This is a genomic window from Vibrio sp. 10N.247.310.17 (genome assembly GCF_041466605.1).
Lineage (GTDB): Bacteria > Pseudomonadota > Gammaproteobacteria > Enterobacterales > Vibrionaceae > Vibrio > Vibrio tasmaniensis_A.
The window spans coordinates 1-24,474 of sequence record NZ_JBFSTC010000004.1 but is presented as its reverse complement, the minus strand read 5'-3'; the positions used below and the strand labels follow the sequence as shown (position 1 = coordinate 24,474).

At 42.8% G+C, this 24,474-nt stretch carries 24 protein-coding genes; 17 read left to right on the top strand and 7 right to left on the bottom strand.

What is annotated here, in order from left to right; translation table 11 throughout:
• The first annotated feature begins 82 nt into the window (after nucleotides 1-82).
• From AB6D80_RS02210 to AB6D80_RS02200, 3 genes are all read left to right on the top strand, one after another.
• Nucleotides 83-667 carry a DUF2913 family protein gene (locus tag AB6D80_RS02210; RefSeq protein WP_372113865.1) on the top strand — a complete coding sequence of 195 codons (585 nt, stop codon included), beginning with the start codon at nucleotides 83-85 and terminating at the stop codon, nucleotides 665-667.
• 89 nt (nucleotides 668-756) lie between these two features.
• Nucleotides 757-948 (top strand): hypothetical protein, encoded by a 192-nt coding sequence (locus AB6D80_RS02205; RefSeq protein ID WP_048666307.1) that lies wholly within the window; start codon nucleotides 757-759, stop codon nucleotides 946-948.
• A 189-nt stretch (nucleotides 949-1,137) separates the two neighbouring features.
• Entirely contained in the window at nucleotides 1,138-2,193 is a 1,056-nt protein-coding gene (locus AB6D80_RS02200) for a site-specific DNA-methyltransferase (protein WP_372187652.1), read from the top strand.
• Nucleotides 2,194-2,239: 46 nt separating this feature from the next.
• Here the strand turns inward: AB6D80_RS02200 and AB6D80_RS02195 are convergent, their stop codons facing one another.
• The 3 genes from AB6D80_RS02195 to AB6D80_RS02185 all read right to left on the bottom strand — a co-directional run bounded on the left by AB6D80_RS02195 (nucleotide 2,240) and on the right by AB6D80_RS02185 (nucleotide 5,799).
• Nucleotides 2,240-2,473 (bottom strand): DinI-like family protein, encoded by a 234-nt coding sequence (locus AB6D80_RS02195; RefSeq protein ID WP_172379794.1) that lies wholly within the window; start codon nucleotides 2,471-2,473, stop codon nucleotides 2,240-2,242.
• A gap of 50 nt (nucleotides 2,474-2,523) precedes the next feature.
• Nucleotides 2,524-5,232, bottom strand: a complete 2,709-nt coding sequence (locus AB6D80_RS02190; protein ID WP_372187650.1) for a phage tail tape measure protein — start codon at nucleotides 5,230-5,232, stop codon at nucleotides 2,524-2,526.
• A gap of 138 nt (nucleotides 5,233-5,370) precedes the next feature.
• Nucleotides 5,371-5,799: a hypothetical protein gene (locus tag AB6D80_RS02185; protein ID WP_048666309.1), complete on the bottom strand. Its 429-nt coding sequence runs from the start codon at nucleotides 5,797-5,799 to the stop codon at nucleotides 5,371-5,373.
• Nucleotides 5,800-5,874: 75 nt separating this feature from the next.
• Here AB6D80_RS02185 and AB6D80_RS02180 point away from each other — a divergent pair, with 75 nt between their 5' ends.
• From AB6D80_RS02180 to AB6D80_RS02170, 3 genes are read left to right on the top strand one after another with little or no spacing between them, the layout of a single operon-like run.
• Complete coding sequence (locus tag AB6D80_RS02180; RefSeq protein ID WP_372187648.1) at nucleotides 5,875-6,555, top strand: phage tail protein I; 681 nt, start codon at nucleotides 5,875-5,877, stop codon at nucleotides 6,553-6,555.
• Nucleotides 6,552-7,646 (top strand): phage tail protein, encoded by a 1,095-nt coding sequence (locus tag AB6D80_RS02175; RefSeq protein WP_136984541.1) that lies wholly within the window; start codon nucleotides 6,552-6,554, stop codon nucleotides 7,644-7,646. The genes AB6D80_RS02180 and AB6D80_RS02175 overlap by 4 nt, the downstream gene beginning before the upstream one ends.
• On the top strand, nucleotides 7,643-8,062 hold the full coding sequence (locus tag AB6D80_RS02170) for a hypothetical protein (protein WP_372113872.1): 420 nt from the start codon (nucleotides 7,643-7,645) through the stop codon (nucleotides 8,060-8,062). Before AB6D80_RS02175 ends, AB6D80_RS02170 begins: the two co-directional genes overlap by 4 nt.
• Before the next feature lie 663 nt (nucleotides 8,063-8,725).
• Here the strand turns inward: AB6D80_RS02170 and AB6D80_RS02165 are convergent.
• Nucleotides 8,726-9,163 (bottom strand): DUF3069 domain-containing protein, encoded by a 438-nt coding sequence (locus tag AB6D80_RS02165; RefSeq protein ID WP_004731036.1) that lies wholly within the window; start codon nucleotides 9,161-9,163, stop codon nucleotides 8,726-8,728.
• A gap of 131 nt (nucleotides 9,164-9,294) precedes the next feature.
• Between AB6D80_RS02165 and AB6D80_RS02160 the strand changes: the two genes are divergently transcribed.
• Both AB6D80_RS02160 and AB6D80_RS02155 read left to right on the top strand, forming a co-directional pair.
• On the top strand, nucleotides 9,295-10,266 hold the full coding sequence (locus AB6D80_RS02160) for a diguanylate cyclase (RefSeq protein WP_198299351.1): 972 nt from the start codon (nucleotides 9,295-9,297) through the stop codon (nucleotides 10,264-10,266).
• 101 nt (nucleotides 10,267-10,367) lie between these two features.
• Entirely contained in the window at nucleotides 10,368-11,354 is a 987-nt protein-coding gene (locus AB6D80_RS02155; RefSeq protein ID WP_371702111.1) for a Solitary outer membrane autotransporter beta-barrel domain, read from the top strand.
• Nucleotides 11,355-11,433: 79 nt separating this feature from the next.
• On the opposite strand, the gene AB6D80_RS02150 is transcribed toward AB6D80_RS02155, so the two are convergent.
• Nucleotides 11,434-12,675 carry a GGDEF domain-containing protein gene (locus AB6D80_RS02150; protein ID WP_012600626.1) on the bottom strand — a complete coding sequence of 414 codons (1,242 nt, stop codon included), beginning with the start codon at nucleotides 12,673-12,675 and terminating at the stop codon, nucleotides 11,434-11,436.
• A 392-nt stretch (nucleotides 12,676-13,067) separates the two neighbouring features.
• Here AB6D80_RS02150 and AB6D80_RS02145 point away from each other — a divergent pair, with 392 nt between their 5' ends.
• From AB6D80_RS02145 to AB6D80_RS02105, 9 genes are all read left to right on the top strand, one after another.
• A complete protein-coding gene (locus tag AB6D80_RS02145) occupies nucleotides 13,068-13,436 on the top strand; it encodes a late competence development ComFB family protein (RefSeq protein ID WP_009845358.1) in 369 nt (122 codons plus the stop codon).
• Between the two features lie 38 nt (nucleotides 13,437-13,474).
• Nucleotides 13,475-13,756, top strand: a complete 282-nt coding sequence (locus tag AB6D80_RS02140; protein WP_009845359.1) for an HlyU family transcriptional regulator — start codon at nucleotides 13,475-13,477, stop codon at nucleotides 13,754-13,756.
• A gap of 299 nt (nucleotides 13,757-14,055) precedes the next feature.
• A complete protein-coding gene (gene pntA / locus AB6D80_RS02135) occupies nucleotides 14,056-15,603 on the top strand; it encodes a Re/Si-specific NAD(P)(+) transhydrogenase subunit alpha (RefSeq protein WP_372066675.1) in 1,548 nt (515 codons plus the stop codon).
• Nucleotides 15,604-15,613: 10 nt separating this feature from the next.
• Nucleotides 15,614-17,011, top strand: coding sequence for a Re/Si-specific NAD(P)(+) transhydrogenase subunit beta (gene pntB, locus AB6D80_RS02130; RefSeq protein WP_009845361.1), 1,398 nt, complete (start codon nucleotides 15,614-15,616; stop codon nucleotides 17,009-17,011).
• A 347-nt stretch (nucleotides 17,012-17,358) separates the two neighbouring features.
• On the top strand, nucleotides 17,359-18,831 hold the full coding sequence (gene vxrA / locus AB6D80_RS02125; RefSeq protein ID WP_009845362.1) for a sensor histidine kinase VxrA: 1,473 nt from the start codon (nucleotides 17,359-17,361) through the stop codon (nucleotides 18,829-18,831).
• Nucleotides 18,806-19,465, top strand: coding sequence for a response regulator transcription factor VxrB (vxrB, locus tag AB6D80_RS02120; protein WP_009845363.1), 660 nt, complete (start codon nucleotides 18,806-18,808; stop codon nucleotides 19,463-19,465). Before vxrA ends, vxrB begins: the two co-directional genes overlap by 26 nt.
• The gene (locus AB6D80_RS02115) at nucleotides 19,465-20,343 is read left to right on the top strand and encodes a DUF2861 family protein (protein WP_017098137.1); all 879 of its coding nucleotides are present in this window, start codon (nucleotides 19,465-19,467) and stop codon (nucleotides 20,341-20,343) included. Before vxrB ends, AB6D80_RS02115 begins: the two co-directional genes overlap by 1 nt.
• Nucleotides 20,344-20,402: 59 nt before the next feature.
• Nucleotides 20,403-21,560 (top strand): conjugal transfer protein TraF, encoded by a 1,158-nt coding sequence (locus tag AB6D80_RS02110; protein WP_017101860.1) that lies wholly within the window; start codon nucleotides 20,403-20,405, stop codon nucleotides 21,558-21,560.
• A 41-nt stretch (nucleotides 21,561-21,601) separates the two neighbouring features.
• Nucleotides 21,602-21,754 (top strand): YoaH family protein, encoded by a 153-nt coding sequence (locus AB6D80_RS02105; RefSeq protein WP_004731009.1) that lies wholly within the window; start codon nucleotides 21,602-21,604, stop codon nucleotides 21,752-21,754.
• Nucleotides 21,755-22,518: 764 nt separating this feature from the next.
• Here AB6D80_RS02105 and AB6D80_RS02100 read toward each other — a convergent pair.
• Both AB6D80_RS02100 and AB6D80_RS02095 read right to left on the bottom strand, forming a co-directional pair.
• The gene (locus AB6D80_RS02100; RefSeq protein WP_372187647.1) at nucleotides 22,519-23,799 is read right to left on the bottom strand and encodes a GGDEF domain-containing protein; all 1,281 of its coding nucleotides are present in this window, start codon (nucleotides 23,797-23,799) and stop codon (nucleotides 22,519-22,521) included.
• A 416-nt stretch (nucleotides 23,800-24,215) separates the two neighbouring features.
• Nucleotides 24,216-24,474 (bottom strand): hypothetical protein (locus AB6D80_RS02095; protein ID WP_372187691.1); only part of this gene is annotated, 259 nt, incomplete at its 5' end.

Sequence of the window (24,474 nt, the reverse complement as noted above, 5' to 3'; positions counted from 1 at the left end):
CATTTTAATTATTTCAATTGCTTGATTTATAGGCAGTATGACCGCATAACAATACATTGTATTCGTCAAATATTTAGTCCTTATGCAAATCAAAAAAGAATTTGATTACTATCAAACATTACACCAAACCATAACGCATGCTTTGCTTCATCTATTGTTCCAAGTATCGGCTAGCTCGCGTTTCGTACCCATTGCAAAGCGTAATGAGATTTTATTGAAATATCTAAAGCCGAAAATGAGTGATAAGGCTTACGCTGCGATTAAAAAAGACATTCGCTTGATGCTTCAAGCGGCTCGAACAAAAGAAGGGAACTTAGAGATGAAGCTCTATCAACTTAATGACCAGGCTAAAAAGACCAAGCTCGCTGGTGCGGAGAAGCTGTACTCACTGCTCGTGCACCTATATGACGAAGAAGGCATTGAGTCGAGGCTTTTTGAGGAAGGAACTGAGGCAGAACCGAGTGTTTTGTATATGTTAGAAGAACACATTGAACATGGTTTCGACAATATGATACAGATTAGCCCTCTGTCTATGTTAATTCAACATGAGAGAGCGTATGACCTCATTGACAGTATTCATCGACATGGTTTGTTTATCGCAGAAATGAAAGAGTGGAATGCAAAAACGCATCAAGCTCACCTGCTGCTACATCCTGCAGAGCTCTAATTAAATCAAGTTATCACTATAAAGCACTGGCTATTTCCTGCACACCATACTAGTGTCGTGACCACGTTGAATTTACATGGAATTTCAGCATGTTAACGATTAAACCCCAATGTAAGCCGTTAGTCAGTTTGATTATTAAACACTCTAAAGAAGGTCATGTCGACCCTATCTCTGTATCCCAAATGCTACCTGAGCACTCTGTCCATCACGTGGCCTTTGTTATCGAGCAGCTCTCGCAGCTTCCCTATCCAGATTTAACGCAATTAATTCGAAACAATTAACTGTATAAATACACAGTTCCGCGTGATAAGGTTGATAGGTGTTTTGATGCCTTGAGTACCTGAGACCCAAGACCTTTTTGATAAAGGAATTGGAGAGGAAGCAGCAAAACGCCGCCAGCTTTAATTCTTTATTGCTGGCGGCTTTCAATCGCTATTTGTGTTCAAGGCTCTTGCTAACAGGAGATAAGAATGCACCAACACACACTGCACGATGGCCGTGCCACCCTCATTCATGCCGATTGTTTAACCTATCTTAAAACGCTTGAAGACAACTCCGTTGATCTGATTTTAACCGACCCACCATACTTCCAAGTCAAACGTAATGCCTGGGACAATCAGTGGCCAGATGTCGCTTCATTTCTAGCCTGGCTCGATGAAGTGCTTCTTGAGTTCTGGCGAATCCTCAAACCCTCTGGAAGCCTTTATCTGTTCTGTGGTTCAAAGCTGGCCAGTGACACTGAAATTCTCATCAGAAGCCACTTTGAAGTACTTAACCATATCATTTGGGCCAAACCGTCAGGCCCATGGCGAAGAATGCACAAGCCGGACTTGCGCATGTTCTTTCCGTCCACCGAGCGTATTTTATTTGCTGGCCACTATAATGCTGAAGGCTATGCCAAAGGTTGCTCTGGTTACGCTTCTCAATGCAATGAGCTCAAGAAACACGTATTCAAACCTTTGATGGATTACTTCATCAATGCTCGTAAACAGCTTGGTGTGACAGCAAAAGAAATCAATGCGGCAACGGGGACACAAATGTGCTCCCATTGGTTTAGTGAAAGCCAATGGAAACTCCCCAACAAAGCGCAATACCAAAAACTTCAACAGCTTTTTTCAAGCAAAAAAGGAGAATTAACGAAGACGCATGGCGACCTCGTGAAGGAGTATGACGCTTTAAAAAATAACTACCAAAGTTTGGTATTGGAATACGATGATCTAAAAGCGCAATACGAACATTTACGTCGACCGTTCTCCGTCACCAGTGAGGTGCCTTATACCGATGTCTGGCAGTTTGCACCGGTGCAATATTATCCTGGTAAGCATCCTTGCGAAAAACCACAAGACTTACTGCAACATATCATCACCGCCAGCAGCCGTGAATATGATGTGGTGCTCGATGCGTTTATGGGTAGTGGCTCTACAGGTAAGGCGTGTTTGAGTTTAAATCGACGTTTTATCGGCATTGAAATGGAAGAGGAAACGTTTGAACAAACGCTGGAGTCGATGAGAAATATTCAATATTAGTCTGTAATTTAAAAAGAAAAGGCGCTTAATTGCGCCTTTGCTATATTTAGTTGTACAACCACTCGTCCGCTTCATTGAACATCTCTTCCAAAAGCGCATGGGCTTTCTCTTTTTTGGTTTTATCCCTTTCCATGATATCCAGATGATTGTTTTCACCTTTGCGAATACGGACACAAACATCGGGATCGAGTACCGACAAACGCTTTTGAATTTCAGGCTCAATCAAAGAGAATGTCCCTTTGGGTAAACCAGAAGCTTTGACGATCATATCAACGCGCATAATAAACTCTCCTTTTAAATATACTGTATAAAAACACAGTATATTTATTTTTAGTTGAGGTCAACATGATCCATATCTTTCCAAAGTTCATCCATCACATCATGCAATGTCTGTTTGAGCTGAGGCGTCATATCACGCAGGGCTGCCACTAAGGTTTGTGCCATCACATCGGCCTCAGAGCTCACCGCTTCCAGTTGAATGACAGGTGAAAAACTCACTTCAATTGTGGCTGGTGGCTGACCGATGGCGTTTCTGGGTTGCGTTGTCGAAGATTGAACCGTTTGCTCCACTTGAGCGACAGCTTGTTGGTTAACAGGATCATCCTTACCATTGAAAACATCGTATAACCAACCTGCAATCTCATCACCCGCCACAGAGCCTGCAATTGCACCTGGGACGGCACCAAAGCCACCAAACAAACTCCCCGCGAGACCGCCTAGTGTGGTTCCAGTCGTGGCTCCAATACCACGCCAAACTCCTTCCGCATCTCCCTCAATGGCACTCATGCCAATAGAGGCCGCATTCAAAGCCGTACCAATGGCGGGGAGCTTCTTGAGAACGCCTTTTCCTCCACTTATTACTTTTTCCCCAGCAGACGACCACGAGCTTGCCCCTTTAGCGACCTTGTCTACTGGTTTCGTGGCTGACTTTGTAAATAATCCCGTTGAGGTCGCACTTAGAGCTCTACCCACCACAGGCAGCTTTTTGAGAACACCTTTACCGCCATCCATTACCTTTTTCCCCGCTCTCGACCAAAAGCTCGGCCCTTTAGCAGCATTCGTCACAGGCTCAGCCGCAGATTTAGTAAATAAGCCACTAAACATACTGGCAGGTTTGAAGCCGCCTTGAGTGCCCATTGCAGTGCCAAGGATTTTACCAAAGGCTTTCTTACCAAGACGAGCCGCTATTAAACCACCAAAGCCAGCTAAACCGACTGCGCCTGCAAGACCGGCATAACCCAGTCCTGCCTTGTCATTCATTCCACTCGTCGTAGCTTCAGTCGTACTGGATACCACATCGCCAAGACCATTGAATTTATCAATCAGATTAGCGGCACTATTAGAGACGGTATCTGTCATAGAGCCAAACGAGTTCATCGCTTTGTCGATAGAAGTTGATACTCCTTGAGCTGCATCATCAAGAGAATCAACACCGTCAAAGACCTTGGCTCCTTCTTGCAGACCTTGCTGCATTGCGCCTAAGCCTTTGGTACCAATATCTTCAGACAGGATTGTGCCGCCTATGGCTTCAAGGATGGGTTTGACGATGGCAGCATCAGTTTGGTTTGCCCTATTCACTAGAGCTAATAATGCAGCATAGTTGTTACCCGGCGCATTGCCTGTTGCAACGTCACTGCGTACTCGGTAAGCGGCTTCTTTAATGCGATTACGTAGGTCTACGTTATCAATGGCGTCAATCGTACCGGCTTTGTCTTCTTTACCCACAAGCTTGGCAAACTCGTCTTCATCGCTGAAACGAGCCATGAAGGACTCTTTAAATGAATCGCCTACCTTATCTGTCTTCCAAACACCGGCTTGACGGGCGCGAACAATAGAGGCTGCAAATTGGTCAAATGAAATCTTGTCTCCAAGTAGAGGGGAATATTCAGCGAAAGTATCGAGCAAATCCCCATTGGCGTCACCGACCATTGAGCTGGTGGCATAAACTTTGTTTGCTGCCTCCTCAATGCTGATACCAAAACCTTTAGATATGTTCGCAAGTGCCCGAACGGTTTCGGGTGAGGAATAATCAGGGAAAATCTTTTGTAACTGGATAGTGGCTTTTGTTAATGCCTGAGTATCTTCTTCACCTAAGTTTTGCTGTTTAGCGAGTGCCTGGGCGGCGAAAATGCTCTCTTGGTCTGCACCATACATCCGAATTAAATCAGTACGAAATTGTCGTTGAGAAGTCGATTGCACCTCTTCTAATGAATAGCTACTGCGAGCAGCAAGGAGGCGTTCATTTCGAGACTTATCATTCCCCGCCCAGGCGAAGCCTGCTGATGCCATGGCCCCTCCTGCAATCACCCCCAGCTTTTCAAAGTGTTGTAATTTACCCAGCTCTCGACCTTGCTCTGAAATCTCTTTATTGGTTCGATTGAGTTGGCCTTGCAGCCGTTTCTCTTCTTGGATGATGTCATTGACATCGAGACCCGCCTCTTTTAATGAGTGGCCTAAGCGTGACACTAATCGCTCATGCGCTTTAATCTCATTGGTGCTCTTCTGGTGAGCCTTAGTTAAATCACCAAGCTCACGCTCTGTCGCAGAGATAGAAGAGCGAATACGGTTTTCATCTTGAGTTGTGCTTTTTAGTTTCGATTGATACGCCTGCAATGTGCGCTCAGCTTGTGCAACGGCTCCCGTTTTTTTCTTGAACGTTTTGGTATTGGTGCTGCCAGCGTCACTTAACCCCGCCATATCTGTACGAAGCTTATTGATGGTCGCTTGCAGTTTGGATTCTTCATTGGCCATGATTCGAGATTGCTGTGTCACTTTGGCAAGCTCGGCCTTCAGTTTGGGGAGTTCATTTTTCTTTTTTCCTAGAATTTTTGAGTATTGTTTTTCAGCTTCGGTCAATTGTTCAATGGCTGATTCAGCCTTTTTAAAGGCATCAACATCCGCGGTGGTTTTTTGCAGCTGCTTAAACTCTCGCTCCAGCTTATTCGATTCTTTTTCAATCTTTTTCGACTGCTGAGTAAACGCATCTTTAACCCCAACAATGAGCTCTAACGCGTAACCACTGTCCTTATTTATTGCCATGATTAAAGACCTCTATGAGATACGTATATTGCGCCCAGTCGGCATTGAGTAATTCACCAACGGAGACAAGACCGATTTTTTTGTGGGTGAGCAATCGAAAAGAGTGATCAAAAATATTCTGTTTGATTCGTGCGAGGTTTAGCTCTTTCCCATTAGGTGAGCCAAGTTGATGTGCTCTTCATAGGGCAGGTTAATTAGCATATCGACAGGAATCACCACTTCACCTTTCATACCCAAGTTCGTGAGCTTGCCATGCTCATCTCGCTTCTCTTCAATGCGTTCACCAAACACTAAAATGCTCGAGGCGATATGCGCGGTGATGGCATCGTTAGATTCAAAACCGTATTGCTCTTTGGTGAAACGCACCGCTTCAATTCGGTCCTTAACCAGCGCTTTGCGCACTCGCTTAGCACAGTTGAGTTCCATCCCACCAAATTGAACTGGAGTGTTCAACATGCAGATATCAAACTCCATCATTGCACGGGCAATATCTTCCAAAGTGAAGCTTCGAACTTCTGATGCTAATTCGGTTTCAACGGTGTTTTTAGTTTGATTTTCAGTGCTCATAGCTTGTCTCGTTGTGAGTAATTTAGAGCCTGCATTGTGTCTTTATATATAGCATCCATCTGCCGAACGGAAATTATGTGGTCAAGTTTGAATATCCTAGAACCACTGGATAAACGAGACGAAATAATGCTTCCCAAAATCTTAAAGCAAGACGTTCGGCTTCGCACGCTGAGTTTCCTGACAACGGAAGAGATGGACGAGCTTCGCTTAGCCATTCATGGCCTTCAGGTTCTCGATATTGATAACGTCCACGAATCTTACTTACCTTGGCTTTCTTGGTGGTTTCGTGTCGATACCTGGGATGACGCTTGGACGGTCGCGAAAAAGCGTGAAGTCGTCAAAGAAGGCTTAGTGCTTTATCGATACAAAGGCACTGTCTGGGCTGTAAAACGAGCGTTGGACCTAACAGGTTTCAACCCAACGCTGACCGTTTGGCATCAAATGAATCCACCAGGTGCTAAAGGCACCTTTTTGGTTGAAGTTATTCAAGACAAAGGTGGGTTGACTCAAAAAGACTATGAGAACGTCGTCACGCTTGTTGAGAGCAACAAACAAGGCTCTCAACATTGGCAAATGACGATAAAGAACAAGCCATCGACAGGAGGGATATTCAGCGTTTCGATTTCAAAAGGACGCAAACGAATTACCTCTAAAAATTTCCCAACCAACCCAACGTTAATTGGCGGACTATATTCAGCGGTCACCCTAAAGAGTCGACATCGCATGACTATCCGAAATAAGAGTAATGAAATATGAGTTTAGGATCTGCACAAGAGCATACGGCGGTGCTTACCGATAAGGGTAAAGAGCTGCTGGAAGCGGCCTACCAAAGTGGGCAAAAGTTATTAATTGACCAAATGTCTCTAGGCGATGCGAATGGCTCAAGTGTCACGCCAACACCGGACGTCACACACTTAGTGAATGAGTTCGGTCGACAAGATATTAATGAGGGCAACACGCAAGAGCACTGGTTCAATGCCATTGTCTATGTTGACGCGTCACGCTTTGCTGGGCACTTTATCAATGAGTTTGGGCTGCATGATTCTGATGGTAATCTCATCGTTTATAGCTCGTACCCCTCAACACTCATTCCTTCTGTTGATAATCAATACGTTCAAATCGAAATTGAGTGCTCAATGGATTTGTACCAAGCCTCGGCGGTGACCATCAACATAACACCAATTATCCCTCATGCTACCGAGTTAGAGTCGGGTATTGCGCGTATTGCCACCAATGCTCAAGTTGACGATGGAACCGATGACTCAGCATTCGTGACCGTCAAGAAGCTGCTACGCAGAACCGCAACAACCTTGCGCTCAGGCGTCGTGCAATTATCTAACTCCTACCAAGGTCAGAGTGAATCAAAAGCGGTGACAGAAAAAGCGCTCAAAGAAGGCTTAGGGTCAGTTTATAGTCCAGATAACTTGCCACCATTAATCCTGAAAATGACTCGCTTGTACCCTGATGACCTGACGATGTCACTTTTGCCGATTGGACAAATGCCAAGGCCAGAATGGGTTATGCCAGCTTCCGCATCAAAAGTGAAGTTCATTAATATTCAAACCAAAGTGACAACGAGTGAGCCAATCAACTTATATCTCAACATCTATTGCCATGATAGTGAAAGTGGAGGGTCGAGATATCCAAGCGCACATACCCATGTTTATTTTTCGGTGCCAAGCTTTACAACCGTATACGGTGTATATAACAATTTCATCGTCCCAATCACTCTAGCTGACGGGGGAACGCCGAAGCGATTAAGCTTTGCCACAGGTAATTATGGGCCTAATTCGAATGTCGTATCGAAGTTCGAGGTAACTATTGATGCGGTATGGGAGAGCGAATGATGAGCACAGTAACTGTAAATACCGATGAGAAAGGCGTTGTTATTGCTATTGGTCATGTAACCCATTGCAACATCGCCCATAAGCACTCAGTTAATGCCAGTGAATTGCCTGACGATATTAGAGAGCATTTAGGGGTCTATCATTATATTAACGGCGTGTTTGAAAAAGTCACCATCATCAATGAGGCAGAAGAGCGATACTGGCAGCAAACTGAACTTGCTCGTGTCAATGCAGCAATAGCCGAGTATCAAGCTGATATAACGATAGACGAGCGGTATTCAGAACTTAGAGCTGGGACTTATACAGAAGAAGACTACTTTAAATTGCTTGGTGATAGAAAGTTGCTAATTGAATATGTTCAACAGGCTGATTTTCCCGAATGTGGACGTCCTAAGTTATCTGCTTCAGTGCGTTGATTGAATAACGACATATACACAAAAATGAATCGAAACATCACCTCAAATCAGGGCGTAACTCTGCGCCTTTATAGATTTTGTTATGCACTAACATTAAATAATTCACGACAAAAATCACCTCGCTCGTTTCGCTATATCCCGCTTTATTTCGGGTGGTTTCGGGTCAATTAACGTTTTAAGTTAAAAATACATGGTGTTTTAAGTTCCGCTCGGCGCTGTCATATGAATTAAGTTTATGCAGCAAGCTCATGCGATAAGATATTCAGATCTAGCGGTAATACATTAAGGTCCCACGGCGTACCTGGTTTTTGGTTTCATTTTAGAACGGGTGAAACTCGATCTTGATTCTGTGACTCGATCTTGATTCCATAAATGACTACATGCGTCATTTTTATACGGTATAACTGCCAGTTTTGCGTCATAATTATGAGCTTTGTGCATATTTTAGTGCAGTGAGAAAAGTTAGAATTATAAGAGCCACAATGAGAGTCCCTGCACTAACAAGAACCCAGACATTGCGTTCGAATAATAGAAGAAGCGAGCAGAAAAAGAACGTATAGAAAAAGCTGCAGGTACAAAAAAGCCGCATGTTTTAAATAACATACGGCTTAATCATTAAGTTTTCGTTAAGCATTCAACCTAAATTTAGGTGCTCTGAATAGCTTAGCGGATGAAAACTTCTTTGAAATCACGCTTCAAGATAGCATCACGGCGCGCTTTCTTGATTTGCTTAGCCATGTCTTTTACACAGTTATGTAAAATTTGGTCAAGCAGTTGAGCTCGGTACTCTTCTTTTTCTTCATCAGACATGCCTTCTGGAAGTTTAAGAGTAGGGAACTCCTCCATCATGTTTACGCCAGCGAAAGCTTGGCTAACAGAGATTAGAGCGTGGAATTGCTCGAAGTTGTCCAAAACATTTTGTGCGCTTGCTGGAAGGCTGCTCCAAGTTTCACGCACTGCTTCTTCAGACACTTCGTGAATAGAAGTAACCATGTTGTGCATCTCTTTAGGCACTTCATCAAATTCGATAACTTGGCGAAGCTCTGGTGAGATAGTGGTTAAATCGATTTCTTGTACTTCGTTGTTTGTAGCGTCTGACATAGTATTTCTCTTTAAAAAGAAACAATGCTAAAAAGATCTGTAAAAAAGTCAATATAATATAGAGATTAGGGCATGATTTAAGCCCAAATTTGAGCTACTTTGAATATTCAACACTAGATAAAGGTGATGTGATGATAGAAAAGGGATCTTCGATGCGCATATTGCTGGTTGATGACGTTCAACTGGATAGGATGCAACTCGCTATTCGACTCAAGCAACTGGGTCACGTTGTAGAAGCTGTTGGTAGCGGAAAAGAAGCCCTGAATGTTTATTCTGATTTTGATCCTGAACTCGTGTTACTGGATATCAGCATGCCAGACATGGATGGTTTTGAGGTCGCTAACGAAGTTCGTCGGCAATTCCCAGAATGGGTTCCGATCATCTTTTTGAGCGGTCATGAAGAGCCTGAAATGATCGCAAAAGCGATAGATGCCGGCGGCGATGACTATTTGATCAAACCGGTAAACAAAGTTGTTTTGAACTCTAAGTTGATTGCGATGCAGCGTATTGCGCACATGAGACGAGAGTTAAAACAGAGTACCGCCAAACTCGAAGAACTGAATATTTTACTGCAACAACAAGCCAACGAAGACGGCCTAACCAAATTGTACAACCGACGATATATGGATACTAAGCTTGAAGAGAGCATTGCGTGGCACGGACGACGTAATATATCCATGACCGTCATACTACTCGATGTTGACTTCTTTAAGCCTTACAACGATAACTATGGTCACATTCAAGGGGATAAGTGCCTGCAAGGGCTTGCCAATACTTTGAAAGAGCTCTTTGTTCGAGCTGGAGAATTTGTTGGACGTTACGGCGGTGAAGAGTTCGTCATCATTCTGAGTGATACCGACAGCTCCGCGGCTAATTTACAGGCCAATCGTGTAAAAGAAGCACTGCATCAAATGAACTACGTCCACGACTACTCAGCAGTGTCTGACAGGGTGACAGCGTCACAAGGTGTGTTGTCATTCGTGCCTGAAGGTGGTGAGGCTATCGCTTCTATTTACGAAAAGGTTGACCAAGCACTGTATCAGGCCAAGCAAAGCGGAAGAAATACCTACATACAACGCGATATTATGGAGCTTGAGCAATAGTTGACGAGCTTCGGTAGTAACCTGAATTATACTTCTAGTAGCTTATAAGCCAGGAAGTGACTTAAGTGATAAAAGAAATGCAGCATTCCAAGTCATTCGTCATGACTAACTCAAACAAAGGTCTTGTATTAACTCTGTTTGTTTCCGTGTGTCCAACAGCTGTTAACGCAGCTTCGCTCTCTGAATTGGTCAGAAAAGACATTGAACAAACCTTCGCAACGAGTGTTTTGCTCAATGATACGGATGTGTTTACCTTTGGCATAAATAATTTTGATCCCAACAAAGTCTTTAGTTTGGACAATGAAGATATTGGCTCTAATGACTCAGTAAGTCGCCGACAAAATATCGCTTCCCTCAGCCTTCCTTATACCTTTGAAGTGCCAAGTTATATTGAAGACAACCATCAAGAAGTAACACTTCGTTTATCTGCGTTGCGGATAGAGAAGGATGTTCAATATGCCAGTTCAACGATAAGCGACTTTCAAAAAGAGTCTGTTGTTTCTGGTTACGTTGAGTATGCAAACGTATCCCAGTTGAACGAATACTGGAGTTTTAGTTCTGCAATTGGTAACCATATTTCCTATTATCGAAACGATTTTGAATATCGTTCTTCGTTGCTTGCACCAATTCAAGGTCAGCTGGATGGTCTTTATCTGAACACGGATGCTTGGGCATACATAATAGAGCCTAAGATAAAGTTGATGTTTGAAGATAAGAATGACTGGGGTAAATATAAACTCAGTACCAGTTGGCATTACTTTAATGGTATAGGTTGGGGAGAAGCCAATAACGGTAATATTGGTCACCCAGAAGGTTGGTACATAGCAAATGAAGCTAAGATCTTCTATGACTTAGTTCGTTGGGACAAAAACATCACATCCATGTATTCGAGTATAAGAAGAATAGATATTGGTGGTGATACTGTCGCGTCTATGGGCACTACAGCTTACTACGAAGGTAGTGTAGGTTGGTTGCTTAACCCAAATCTGTTTAATGACTGGGTCGACAATGTAGGAATAGGGTTTACTATCAATTACGGAAGTAGTTTGAAAGGAGGGAGCTTAGTCATCTTCTTTAACCAAGACTAGTCTAAGCACCAACGCTTTCGATGTTCACACCGTTAAATTACGATGTTCAGAGCTTTACATTCCAAGACTTTCAACGTCTTTAACTATCGACACACAGCTTGTTTCGGCCAGTTTCTTTTGCTTTGTACAGTGCGTTATCGGCAAGTTTCAAGACTTCTACGGGTTGTTTAGTGGTTCTACTATCAGACAGCCCAATGCTCACCGTTACGTTTACGACTTCAGTTGATTTGTTGCTCTGACCACGTTTTTTAATGCCGACTTCATGGTCGTCAGGGCGATCGTTGCTATTTCGAATCGTCATATCGTAGTTTTGTACTTCCGAAATGAGAACTTGAAGGTGCTCTTTAACCTGTTCCGAGTATTTGCCTTTAAAAATAATCGTAAACTCTTCACCACCATAGCGATAAGCTTTTGCACCACCGGTTGTTTCACTCAATATACGTGCTACCAACTTCAACACATCGTCGCCAATGTCATGCCCGTAGGTATCGTTAAATTTCTTGAAGTGGTCGATATCAACCATCGCCATTGAGTATTTTCGCCCTAAGTGCTTCATATCCACTTCTAGTGCGTGTCTACCTGGAATGTTAGTTAAACGGTCATTAAAGGCCATATCGTGGCTAGCAGAGACGACATAGATAATGAATAGCGTACCAGACAGCGAGAACATCGTACTAGAGATGTATTGCACATCAAAAAATATGAATGTACTAGTAGAAAGTAAAATTGCGCTGTATACGACAACATCAATCGCGCGGTTGTATACCAGAACTAAAATCGACGTAAGGCCAAGTAAACAAAGGCTATACAGCACTAAAACGAAAGGTAGCCTCGAGAATCCGTTAACGATAAACAGGATACCTTCGCTCCATGACTCAAATCCACCTGACTGGAAATGAGAAACAATTAATTGCGCCCATACCGTAAACAGAACGAGAACCAAAGCATATAGGAACATGGATTTCGAGTTAACGCCGTTATCTGGGAAGGCATACACCAGTAAGCATGTTACAGGAACTAAAGCGGTTAACAGAGACAGTTCTAATAGAGTGGTGCCTGTGTTGAGTGGCGTTTGTAAACGAACTTGAATGATGAGGTATGCGACGAGCATGGTTAAGGACACCATGGCCATACGACCTTGCTTAAATGTGTGGCACAGTAAAACCGCAACGCTCAATAGAATGTATGGGAGGTTGCTAGCAAACCCTAAGTTTGAATCCGTCACTAGGATGACGTTGTTCATACCTGCAAGTAATATTGCTAATAGAAGTAAGGGAAAGCAAAATCGAAATATGCTCGACGTGACGAAAGAAGATGTCATTTATGTGGTGAGCCTAACTATAATGATGATCTTATATTTTAATTTTATACGTAGGATACGGGTAAACAAGCAATTGCCAAGCTTTTTCATTAAATTATAGCAAAAACATGATCATAGCTCGCTAATTGTACAATTAAATTTATATGTGTTTCAGTTGCTATTAACCTAAGAACGAGCTAAACAGTATATATGATAAATGAAACAGCCGTTATTGATACTTAACTAAATTAAGATAGTTTGTGCTTAAGAGCTAGGTGGTTACCTAAGTAGCAATGAACAGATGTTATACGCCTAACTGCAGAAGCGGCTAGCAACAACGGTAATTAGTTACAACAATGATTAGCTGTAACAACGATTAAACTAGAAACAACCGCTCAACATGGAGGTGTAATATGCAAATCAGTGTCGATGTCCATAACTATATGGAAACTTTGGTGGGAAATGTATTAGCGACAGAAGAGTATGTTTCTGGCTATACCAACGAGCAGTTAGCCGATCTTGCGTGTTTGGCTTTGGGTCAGCTTAAACCCATCTATATTCGCTTCGATGTCGATTTTCTATCGGCATTGCCAGAGGATAAATTGGTGCTGTATAAACGAAATAGTGAGATCGCGGTCAAAAATGCAGAAAGCATGATCATTGACGACAGAAGACGAGAGCGTGACGACAATGTACCCGTAATCTTTAGTCAACATAATTTTGATGATGACGTTGAATTACAATGGTATGAAAAGCCATTGTTGAGCGGTAAACAGTCATGATAGTTTACGGTTAATGCGGTCATTTAAGGAGTAAAAACGTGGGATTCTTTTCTAGATTATTTAGTGGCAAAGAAAAAACCGAACAAAAAGTAGAAATTGAGCCAGTCGAATACAAAGGCTTCAATATCTATCAAGATGCCATTGCTGAATCTGGTCAATACCGTGTAGCTGGGCGAATCGAGAAAGAATTTGATGGTGAAATCAAAACCCATCGTTTTATTCGTTCAGATGTTGTTTCAAACAAACAAGATGCCGATGAACTGATGCTTAAAAAATCGCAGATGTTCATCGACCAAATGGGCGATAACATTTTTAGCTAACCAAATAGGGTTAGAATTGATGTTGGTCATAATTTAGAGAGCTTTCAGTGTATATGCTGAAAGCTCTTTTTAGTTTTAGGAACAAAGAACAGCTAGTAGGTTGTTATTTAAAGGAATATTTGCAAGTGGTTTGACCTCTTGGCTCAAAAGAGGCGTCATTTCTTCAAATGAAGTGCTCCAATTCCATCCAAATCGTTATAAGTAATAACTTTTCCTGTTCTTTGAATAAAACGCTTGAAGTATTAGTTGTCGTTAGATACAAACGAATAAGTCATTGTGCCAATAGTCAAGGAATAGCTATGCAAATTGGTGTACCAAGAGAAACACTCGCAGGTGAAACGCGAGTCGCTGCTTCGCCGAAATCGGTAGAACAGCTTCTAAAATTAGGATTTGAAGTTTGTGTTGAATCACAAGCAGGTGCGTTAGCAAGTTTTGAAGATGCAGTTTATGAACAAGCTGGAGCAAAAATTGTCACCGTAGATGAAGCTTGGAAATCCGATATTATTTTTAAAGTTAACGCTCCGATCGTTGACGAAACTACAAATGAAATTGATCTTCTTCAAGATGGCGCAACATTGGTCAGCTTTATTTGGCCAGCTCAGAACCCAGAATTAATGGAACAATTGTCCACTCGTAATATTAACGTGATGGCGATGGATTCTGTACCTCGTATTTCAAGAGCTCAAGCGTTAGATGCATTGAGTTCTATGGCTAACATCGCGGGTTACCGTGCTGTTGTTGAGGCGGCGCATGAGTTTGGTCGATTCTTCACAGGTCAAATTACGGCGGCAGGCAAAGTTCCACCAGCGAAGGTACTGGTTGCTGGTGCGGGTGTTGCTGGCCTAGCAGCAATTGGCGCTGCGGGTAGTTTGGGTGCGATCGTTCGTTCGTTCGATGTTCGTCCTGAAGTAAAAGAGCAAGTCGAGTCTATGGGCGCTGAATTCTTGGAAGTGGATTTCAAGGAAGATACCAGCGCGGGCGACGGCTACGCAAAAGAGATGTCTGAAGCATTCAATAAGAAAGCTGAAGAACTGTATGCAGCTCAAGCTAAAGATGTCGATATCATCATTACAACGGCACTGATCCCAGGTCGTCCGGCACCTAAGCTGATTACCAAAGAGATGGTAGACAGCATGAGTGCTGGTAGTGTGATTGTTGACCTTGCGGCAGCCAATGGCGGCAACTGTGAATATACCGTTGCGGATCAAGTCATTACAACGGCTAACGGCGTGAAAGTGGTAGGTTACACAGATATGGTTGGTCGACTACCGACTCAATCATCTCAACTGTATGCAACGAACCTAGTTAACTTGCTGAAACTGCTTTGCAAAGAGAAAGATGGCAACATCAATATTGACTTTGAAGATGTCGTGCTACGCGGTGTTACCGTGGTTAAAGAGGGTGAAGTCACTTGGCCTGCACCACCAATTCAAGTTTCAGCTCAACCACAACAAGCTAAGCCCAAAGCGGTTAAACCGGAGCCTAAAGTTGAAGAGCCGGTTTCTCCAATTAAGAAAGTGGCAGGCATGGCGGTTGCTGTAGGTGCATTTGCTTGGGTAGCTTCGGTTGCTCCTGCTGCGTTCTTATCTCACTTTACCGTTTTTGTACTCGCTTGTGTGGTGGGTTATTACGTCGTTTGGAATGTAAGCCATTCTCTGCATACGCCTTTGATGTCCGTAACTAACGCGATTTCAGGAATCATTGTAGTCGGTGCACTGTTACAAATAGGACAAGGAAGTGGCGTTGTCACGTTCTTATCATTTATTGCCGTATTAATTGCAAGTATCAATATCTTTGGTGGCTTTACCGTAACCAAACGTATGCTTGAAATGTTCCGTAAAGACTAAGGAGTGACAGATGTCTGAAGGATTAGTACAAGCAGCTTATATTGTTGCTGCTGTATTCTTTATTATGAGCTTGGCTGGGTTGTCGAAACAGGAATCTGCGCGTGCAGGTAACTATTACGGTATCACGGGTATGGCAATCGCGTTGATCGCGACGATCTTTGGCCCACATTCTGCAGGTATTGTATGGATCATCATTGCTATGGTGATCGGTGGTGGTATTGGTATCCACTACGCAAGAAAAGTAGAAATGACTGAAATGCCTGAGCTGGTGGCAATTCTGCACAGCTTCGTAGGTATGGCAGCAGTACTTGTAGGTTACAACAGTTACATTGATCCACCTGCTACTGTTTCTATCAACCCTGCTGATATTCATGCAGAGCACGTGATCCACCTAGTGGAAGTGTTCCTTGGCGTGTTTATCGGTGCGGTGACGTTCACGGGTTCTATTGTTGCGTTTGGTAAGCTTCGTGGCGTTATCTCTTCGTCTGCATTGAACATTCCTCATAAGCATAAGTGGAACCTTGCGGCGATCGTAGTTTCTACACTACTGATGATCATGTTCGTTAAAGCGGACGGCAGTATGTTCGCGCTAATGGTGATGACTCTTATCGCATTCGCATTCGGTTACCACCTAGTGGCATCGATTGGTGGCGCAGATATGCCAGTGGTTGTCTCTATGCTGAACTCGTATTCTGGTTGGGCAGCAGCAGCGGCAGGTTTCATGCTTGCGAACGATCTGCTTATCGTAACCGGTGCATTGGTTGGTTCGTCAGGTGCAATTCTTTCTTACATCATGTGTAAGGCGATGAATCGCTCTTTCATCAGCGTTATTGCTGGTGGATTCGGCCAAGACGTGGTTGTGTCTGATGGTGATGAAGAGCAAGGTGAACACCGCGAAACATCAGCTGAAGATGTGGCTGACATGCTTAAAAACTCAAAGTCAGTCATCATCACTCCTGGATATGGCATGGCAGTAGCTCAAGCTCAATACCCAGTGCATGAAATCACTGAGAAGCTGCGAGCGCAGGGCATCAATGTTCGATTTGGTATCCACCCAGTTGCTGGTCGGTTACCGGGTCACATGAATGTGTTACTTGCTGAAGCAAAAGTACCTTACGATATCGTTCTTGAAATGGACGAACTCAACGATGACTTCAATGAGACCGATACTGTTTTGGTTATCGGTGCAAACGACACAGTGAACCCTGCAGCACTTGAAGATCCAAATAGTCCAATCGCTGGCATGCCAGTACTTGAAGTTTGGAATGCTCAGAACGTTATCGTATTCAAACGTTCGATGAACACAGGTTATGCAGGTGTACAAAACCCGCTGTTCTTCAAAGAGAATACACAGATGTTGTTTGGTGATGCGAAACAGAGCTGTCTCGGTATTCTAGAGCATCTATAGGAAACACTTTTTAAGTATTTTCTAAGCAAAAGCATTAAGTCGTAACTAAATAAGGAGCTCATTAGAGCTCCTTTTTTTTTGTTCATCTGAAAGTCGCTGTATCCTAAAGCAACAATCTATGACCCATAAGCAGCAATCTATGGCCCATAAGCAATAAGCACAGTCCGATAGACGGCCGTAAACTCATTTGAATGAAGTTATAACGACTCAAACGATTAAGCGAGTACAGCTGTGCAACATAGCCCTAATATGATCGAATTTGTCGCTATAACTCGTCATTAGCACGGTTTTTCATGCGGTTATAAATTTATCTTTGATAACGAATGGTATATATTTGATTGATCTATATGAATTTGCGTTGGTTTGTGATCATCAAAAGAACATTTACTCTGCTTATCGCTACATTATCCGTTTCAGTGAACGCGTTTGCTGACTCTTTACCTGAGCGTATCGATAACTTCACTAAACTTTTTGATCATGAAATGGCAATTGAATCTTATGATATTCGACTGCTTCAGGCTGATTACCCGACTCGCTTGATCATGCCGTCTTCTATGCTGCCGCAAACTGCTGAATACCCACTAAAAGACATCCAACGCTTATACCGGTTATCAAAAACATGCAGCGGAAAGTTGCCCTTAAGTCCTCTAATCACAGAGCCTTTGGTCTTTACTCGTGCAATGTGTAAAGGGACTAAACTTTCTGATCGTTGGTTTACTCGAAGTGGTTTGATTCATCCCGGTGGCGGTTCATATGCCGCACGCTACGTTGAGTTATACCCAGAGAAATTTGACTCGTTGAAGCGCTACATGCACATTCAAGAGCGACCGAACACAGAACACGATGAACTACTGTCTCGTCTACAGAAGATGGACAACGAAGCCATAACAGCTTTGCTAGCGGGTGCGAGTATGTTTGTTGAGCTTGATGAAATGTGGGTCAAGCGCGGCGATAGATATTACCTGTATAAAGAATCAGTTTGGAACGAAAATGCTACGCTCGCGGGCTTATCCTTTAGTTTGTCCTCAGAAGGCAACAGCTGTTTCGTCCAGCGCGGCAATGTATGTTGGGAAATAGAAGATCATTCAGAGCTTCTGCAGATCGCCATGTTTATTTTGGTGATTGCCAATATCCTACTCGTGTTGGGGTGGGCGGTTTACCGTTGGAACAGTAAAAAACAAGAGATGAAGAGCCGCATGCTGGTTCTTCAAATTCTAACGCATGAATTAAGAACACCGATTGCGAGTTTGTCATTGACGGTTGAAGGGTTTAGGCGAGAGTTCGAACACTTGCCAGAATCGGTATATGATGAATTTCGTAGGTTGTGTGAAGATACACGCCGTTTAAGGCAGTTGGCAGAAGCAAGTAAAGACTATTTGCAATCAGACAACCAACCGCTTGCAACAGAGTGGGTGCCAAGTGTTGAAGAGTGGCTTCAATACAAAGTTGAAGAAGACTTTGCTCCGGGCATTGAACTCCGCGTAAACAAAGATATTGCTGCAAAAGTAAACGTATATTGGTTAGGAACGTGTATCGATAACCTGATCAGAAATGCCGTGAAATACGGTGTTGCCCCAGTGATACTAGAACTGAATACTTCTGACAAGAAGCTGACATTCAAAGTTATAGATAATGGAGACTTGTCTCGTAAAGATTGGGGGCAACTAAGAAAGCCATTCGTAAGTAAGAGTGGACTCGGTTTAGGTCTGACGATAGTAGAATCTATGGTCGGAAAAATGGGCGGTCACATGACGCTTATCGGCCCCCCAACAACATTTATTTTGGAGATACCTTGTGAAACAGACATTGCTTCTCGTTGAAGACGATAAAAATTTAGCTGACGGTTTATTAGTTAGCCTTGAGCAAGCTGGATATGAATGTTTACATGCCGAGCTGATCTCTGAAGTTGAAGGCTATTGGGAACAAGCGGATCTTGTGATCCTAGACCGTCAACTTCCTGATGGTGACTCAGTAGATTCACTTCCAGGTTGGAAGAAAAAGAAAGACATCCCAGTTATTTTGCTAACGGCTCTCGTAACAGTAAAAGACAAAGTAGCCGGCCTAGACTCAGGTGCGAATGATTACCTAACGAAACCATTTGCAGAAGCTGAACTGTTTGCTCGAATCCGTGCACAACTACGCCTACCTGATGCTGAAGATCAAGATGCATCAAAAGTAATGGCTCAAAACCTTGTAATTGACAAAGCAACACGTGAAGTGTTTTTTAACGAACTGGAAGTCACGTTAACGCGTACGGAATTTGATCTATTATTATTCTTGGCAAGTAATCTTGGTCGAGTGTTTACTCGTGATGAGCTACTAGACCACGTTTGGGGTTACAACCACTTCCCAACAACTCGTACTGTAGACACGCACGTTCTGCAACTAAGACAGAAGTTGCCAGGTTTAGAAATTGAAACCTTACGTGGCGTTGGCTACAAGATGAAAGCGTAATGAAAAAAGCCTTACTTCCACTACTCATTTTATCAAGCGTCATCAATACTGCACACGCAGCCGATTGGTTTAAGGACAGTGATGCGCTGACACAAGTGCACAAGCACCTGCTAGATAATGATTTAGCATTGATGTTTGATTCACTAGTGGAAGTTTGGCAAATCAACGCTTCGCAATCTCGCGAAGATCATCTCAATCAGCTGTTCGAGCAAGCATTGAACAAAGATTGTGGGAAAACGCTCACCAAAAACACTTTACCGGACTGGATAAGCTCGGTCGTCGTGAAAAGACACATTATCCAAAGCCCAGGCAGGGAAACATTCCGTGTGGCGATTGACGTTGAATCGGAAAGCAACATCCAAGACATCACCTTTGAGAAGTGGGTCGACAAGGTCGTTTCGTCTGATAGTGAGTTCACCAAAGGTAACCCTGTAATCAATAACACTTCAGTGAGTGTATACAGCAAACGTTATAGCTTAGCGTCTCAACTTGATTCCGGACTTTATCGCCTGACTGTAAAAGGAAATAGCGGTAACTCCTGGAGCACTTGGGTCATTCTTGGTGAAGTGGTTATGCGTCAACAAGTTCGTTGGGCATCTAAAGACTCTTGGTTGATCGATAAAAAAGCACTGCTGAACCCATACTGCCCATTACCAAAGCTAGACGTAGGTTTGTACGATTATGTCGATGAACGATATAAGCAGGTGTGGGGTAAAAGTTATGAATCCGATTATCCGACCAATTTAACGGGTGAAGAACTGCCCAATGATCGTTATGTTTTAGCTGTATCAATGGTACATTCGCGCTGGCAAGGTGACATAGCGATAGAGCAAGCACAAACTATCAGTAAAACTTATGATATTTCTAGCGAAGAGTAGCTAAAGTAATTTAGAATTGAGCCGTTAATAATGTAAGGGATCTAACAAAGATAAACGGCATGAAAAATACAACTAAACTACTCGCAGCATCAATTGCATTCGCCAGTCTTCCTCTTTCAGCAGCAAACTACGCCATTGAAGCGCGTGGTGATGCGATGGGTGGTGTTGGTGTTGTTTCAGCAAACTTCCTAACAGCTCCATTCTATAACCCAGCACTTGTTGCTATTTATCGTCGTAACGATGATATGGGTATGATCACGCCAAGTTTTGGTGGTAGTTATAATGACCCCCAAGACATGAAATCAAATATTGATTCCGCTCTGGCTGCGACAAACACTGCAGATTTAGATGCAGCTCTTAAAAAACTCGATGGTAACCAAGCTAATGTTGAACTTGGTGGTGTTGTCGCATTCGCTATCCCAAATCAATTTATAGCGGCTAACCTATTCGGCAAAGCCTATACAGAATCGTTTGCTACACCAAATGTTTACAATGAAGCGTCAGCGACAGATGCCGATAAACTTGAGTTGTCGACGGTAGAAGCCGTTGCTATTGGTGTTACCGAAGTTGGATTAACTCTCGCTAAATATCAAACCTTTATGGGGCAGCATATTTCATTTGGTATCACGCCTAAACTTCAACGTATTTACACATACAACTACGTTGCTTCTGTTAAGAGCTACGATTTGTCTGATGTAAGAGACAATGGTGAAGGTGAAACTTCTTTTAATATGGATGCTGGCGCGCTTTGGTTCACAGGTCCATTTCGAGTTGGCTTTTCGGCTACCAACTTAATATCTAGAGATATCAATACCAAAGATACATCTCAAACTTTAACGAGTACGACGACCAGCGATGTGACACACAAAGTCGGTGGCCAATACGCATACAAACTAGAGCCAGTATATACCGTAGGTGCTGGTATCGTAGCGGACTACTTCACGCTTAGTGTCGACTATGACTTAAATGAAACCGAAAAGTTTACTTCGTTCAAAGATAATGAACAGATGATTCGCGTTGGTACAGAAGTTGATGTTTTACGTCAGCTTCAGCTAAGGGCAGGGTACTACAAGAATTTGGCATACTCTGGTTCAGAAGGTACAGTCACTGCAGGTATTGGTTTGTCGCCACTCAATTTGTTCCAGTTAGATTTAAGTGCTAACTACACAAATGAAAATGCAATGGGTGCATCAATCAATTTCCTTGCTAGTTACTAACAGTCCTTATATAGTTCTGCTCCTAAATAAAGGAGCAGACTATGCTAAACGACTTACCAACCCTTTCTCACGAAGAACAACAGAAAGCTGTTGAACGAATTCAAGAAATGATGACCCAGGGCATCAGCACAGCACAAGCTATCAAAATCGTTGCTGAGCAAATTCGTGAAGAAATGAGTAATAAAGAAGAGTAGGGCATTAGCCCTTCTTTTTTAACACCTTAGCGCACTATAACTAAATATATTACCCTCTAGTATATTACCTCGTACATACCAACTCTTTAGTTACCCTAAACCCCGAACTATTCAAAACCATTAAATGCCGTTTATTCAGTAAGTTACGTTGGAGTAATCCACTTATCAGGCTTTTCTTGGCTCCTATTTGTAATTAAATTACAGCAAGCTCTGAAAACAATACAACTATCATTTTGGGTGTCAGTATTTATGTCACCATGTCTAAGTAGTTAAATCTATGGCGTTTTTTAAGGATAGTGACGTTGTGACTTCCATTTTTAGTGGGTCAGAGTGCGTGATTAGAAGCGTGACGGGAGCAGAATAATAAGGATTTCCTCGAAGAGCAGCGCGAGATAAGTAACGACGGTAATGTTCAAAACCGATACCGCGAGTGACTTACGACTGCTTAGAGAAAGCTTTTACTAGCCAGATATGTGCGGTTTAGAACAAGTAGTTAGGAAGCTTAGAAACGATACATCTCAACCTGAGAATGCGATTAATGGCGTTACTACAGAATGTGTTATTACCGATGGTGAGAGCGCGCTTAGAGGCGTACATATCGATTAGAACCCTAATGAGACAGTAAAGCTTTTGGCTTCTTTAGTCTGCGTTGAAAATCTAACGGCGGCTTAAATGGACAGTAGATATCGACAGGGTATTAATGGCGTCTTGATTGGGTATTGGCAGAGAGTTGAATGTGTAACTGCAGTCTAGTCAAGCGAGCTTTAGTACAACTTTGCGACTTGGTTTCGTCCGTTGTCTTTCGCTTGGTAGAGTGCCTTGTCTGCACGTTTAATTGCAGAACGTATCGATTCATGTTGCTTAAGCTGTGTTACTCCAGTCGAAGTCGTTACTTTAAGCGCTTTAGGCCAAACGCTTTGGTCGATTGCTAGGTATAGATTATTGATAGATTCGTTACACTGTAGCGCAGTTTGCTCCAGGCAAACTAAAAGGAACTCCTCACCACCCCAGCGATAAAGTAAATATTGCTCACCAAGACTCTCGTTCGCCGTTGCGACAAACTGAATAAGTACTTTGTCACCCACTTCATGGCCATGTTGATCATTGATTTGCTTAAAATGGTCTAAATCAAACAAAGCGATGTGAATTGTTTTTCCTTGCTGGGCTAACCATTCAAAATCATAGAAAGCATCTAAAGCTTCAGTTCTGTTCCTACAGCCGGTTAACGGATCGGTTGTAGCCTTTATCTTTAGCTCTTCAATTTCTTGAGTCAACAAACGTTGTTGCTGTGCGGCATCTGTTCTTGTTCTTCTGGCTAGATATAACGCACAAGATATATAGTAAATCGCATACAGCACCCATAAACTAATTAAGAGTTTTCCTAGTACAAACTTGTCGATCGTCTTGCCGTGAAAAACGATGCTTTGTACTGTCAGTTTATGGTGCCCATCAAGTGTGCTAGCACCAAGCCCTAACTCAACCGACACTGCGTTGGTAACGTCTACGGCGCTATTAGTAATAGGGTGGTTGTAATAGTCGATCCACCATAAAGGGACATTGAAATAATCTAAGTCGATGTGTTTTCTATCGGGTAACGAGAAATCTAAACGATTGAACTTATTAGACATAGCGTCACCTTGAACGCTGTAATTCTCGTCGTAATTTCGAATGTAAAAGCGAAACCTTGGCTGTTCTTGGCCTTCGTAATCCATATTGATGGTCACTGAGTCATACACTGAGAGATCCAGACCTTTACCTTCCGTAGAGATAACGAACTCAATCTCACAGAATGGCGAGCTATAGGTACGCTTAAAGTCACACTGTAACTCAATGGTGTCTTCTGACTTATACAGCCCCCCTTTGGTGCCACCATTATGTTCTTGGTCAGTGTTAACGAGTGTAGGGAATCTATCTGGAGTGATAACGTAGTTTTGATCCATGATCATATGGTAAGAGATAAACGACAGTAGAGTGGCAGCGAGGCAAAAAACCGAAAGGAATATATTGATTTGCCTGAATACGTTGTCGCTCAAAATGTTAATCATCCATACATGTAACTTTGTGGTTATGCGTGATGTCACCGCAAACAGAGATTCTATCGAGTATTCACATTCGAACCCAATAGTTAAAATTGAATTGAAGATTATACAGAAAAGTTAATGATTAAACTGATTTTTAGAACAAATTCTGTACGCATGGCGTTGGTTTTGAATGCTATTCACTCGATAAGTGTGGTTTTTGCGGGGGTATCAATTTAACTGTATATTTATACAGTTAAATTTACTGTGGTTCGGTTTGTCGTAATCAGAGTTATGTGTGCGAGTTTTATGGCTTGCTGTGACAACGAGTCACGAGGCCACTGTTACTGTTCGTCAATTAAAGTGGAGGGTAGTTATGTTGCAGTGTCACTTTTTAAGCTCAATTTTATCAAAACACTTTGTTGTTTATTAGAGCGTTCGTTTCATTCATTTTGTCTTTTATTCCCAATTACGCGCCATGGTGCGATACCTACTTGAATATTACGGATCTCGATGGAAAACGAAGTGATGGCGTTTCTTGATGCGTTGGTCATTGCATTTATTACAGGCTGAGTCTCAAGCCTCGGCACGATTGCGGCTTTGAAAACAGACATCAACTGGATAAAGCGAGTGCAACAAGACCAAGAGCGGTGTTTTTCAAGGTAGTTGTCATCATTTGCTTGCTTATTAAGCAGCTTCTCT

Bases quoted from the DNA above. Each gene is read 5' to 3' on its own strand.
- AB6D80_RS02205 (WP_048666307.1), top strand. From the start codon at position 757: ATGTTAACGATTAAACCCCAATGTAAGCCGTTAGTCAGTTTGATTATT.
- AB6D80_RS02210 (WP_372113865.1), top strand. From the start codon at position 83: ATGCAAATCAAAAAAGAATTTGATTACTATCAAACATTACACCAAACC.
- pntA (WP_372066675.1), top strand. From the start codon at position 14,056: ATGCAAATTGGTGTACCAAGAGAAACACTCGCAGGTGAAACGCGAGTC.
- AB6D80_RS02115 (WP_017098137.1), top strand. From the start codon at position 19,465: ATGAAAAAAGCCTTACTTCCACTACTCATTTTATCAAGCGTCATCAAT.
- AB6D80_RS02175 (WP_136984541.1), top strand. From the start codon at position 6,552: ATGAGTTTAGGATCTGCACAAGAGCATACGGCGGTGCTTACCGATAAG.
- AB6D80_RS02180 (WP_372187648.1), top strand. From the start codon at position 5,875: ATGTGGTCAAGTTTGAATATCCTAGAACCACTGGATAAACGAGACGAA.
- AB6D80_RS02155 (WP_371702111.1), top strand. From the start codon at position 10,368: ATGACTAACTCAAACAAAGGTCTTGTATTAACTCTGTTTGTTTCCGTG.
- AB6D80_RS02185 (WP_048666309.1), bottom strand. From the start codon at position 5,799: ATGAGCACTGAAAATCAAACTAAAAACACCGTTGAAACCGAATTAGCA.
- AB6D80_RS02165 (WP_004731036.1), bottom strand. From the start codon at position 9,163: ATGTCAGACGCTACAAACAACGAAGTACAAGAAATCGATTTAACCACT.
- AB6D80_RS02145 (WP_009845358.1), top strand. From the start codon at position 13,068: ATGCAAATCAGTGTCGATGTCCATAACTATATGGAAACTTTGGTGGGA.
- AB6D80_RS02195 (WP_172379794.1), bottom strand. From the start codon at position 2,473: ATGCGCGTTGATATGATCGTCAAAGCTTCTGGTTTACCCAAAGGGACA.
- AB6D80_RS02105 (WP_004731009.1), top strand. From the start codon at position 21,602: ATGCTAAACGACTTACCAACCCTTTCTCACGAAGAACAACAGAAAGCT.
- AB6D80_RS02160 (WP_198299351.1), top strand. From the start codon at position 9,295: ATGATAGAAAAGGGATCTTCGATGCGCATATTGCTGGTTGATGACGTT.
- AB6D80_RS02150 (WP_012600626.1), bottom strand. From the start codon at position 12,675: ATGACATCTTCTTTCGTCACGTCGAGCATATTTCGATTTTGCTTTCCC.
- AB6D80_RS02100 (WP_372187647.1), bottom strand. From the start codon at position 23,799: ATGATTAACATTTTGAGCGACAACGTATTCAGGCAAATCAATATATTC.
- AB6D80_RS02170 (WP_372113872.1), top strand. From the start codon at position 7,643: ATGATGAGCACAGTAACTGTAAATACCGATGAGAAAGGCGTTGTTATT.
- AB6D80_RS02190 (WP_372187650.1), bottom strand. From the start codon at position 5,232: ATGGCAATAAATAAGGACAGTGGTTACGCGTTAGAGCTCATTGTTGGG.
- AB6D80_RS02200 (WP_372187652.1), top strand. From the start codon at position 1,138: ATGCACCAACACACACTGCACGATGGCCGTGCCACCCTCATTCATGCC.
- AB6D80_RS02110 (WP_017101860.1), top strand. From the start codon at position 20,403: ATGAAAAATACAACTAAACTACTCGCAGCATCAATTGCATTCGCCAGT.
- vxrA (WP_009845362.1), top strand. From the start codon at position 17,359: ATGAATTTGCGTTGGTTTGTGATCATCAAAAGAACATTTACTCTGCTT.
- pntB (WP_009845361.1), top strand. From the start codon at position 15,614: ATGTCTGAAGGATTAGTACAAGCAGCTTATATTGTTGCTGCTGTATTC.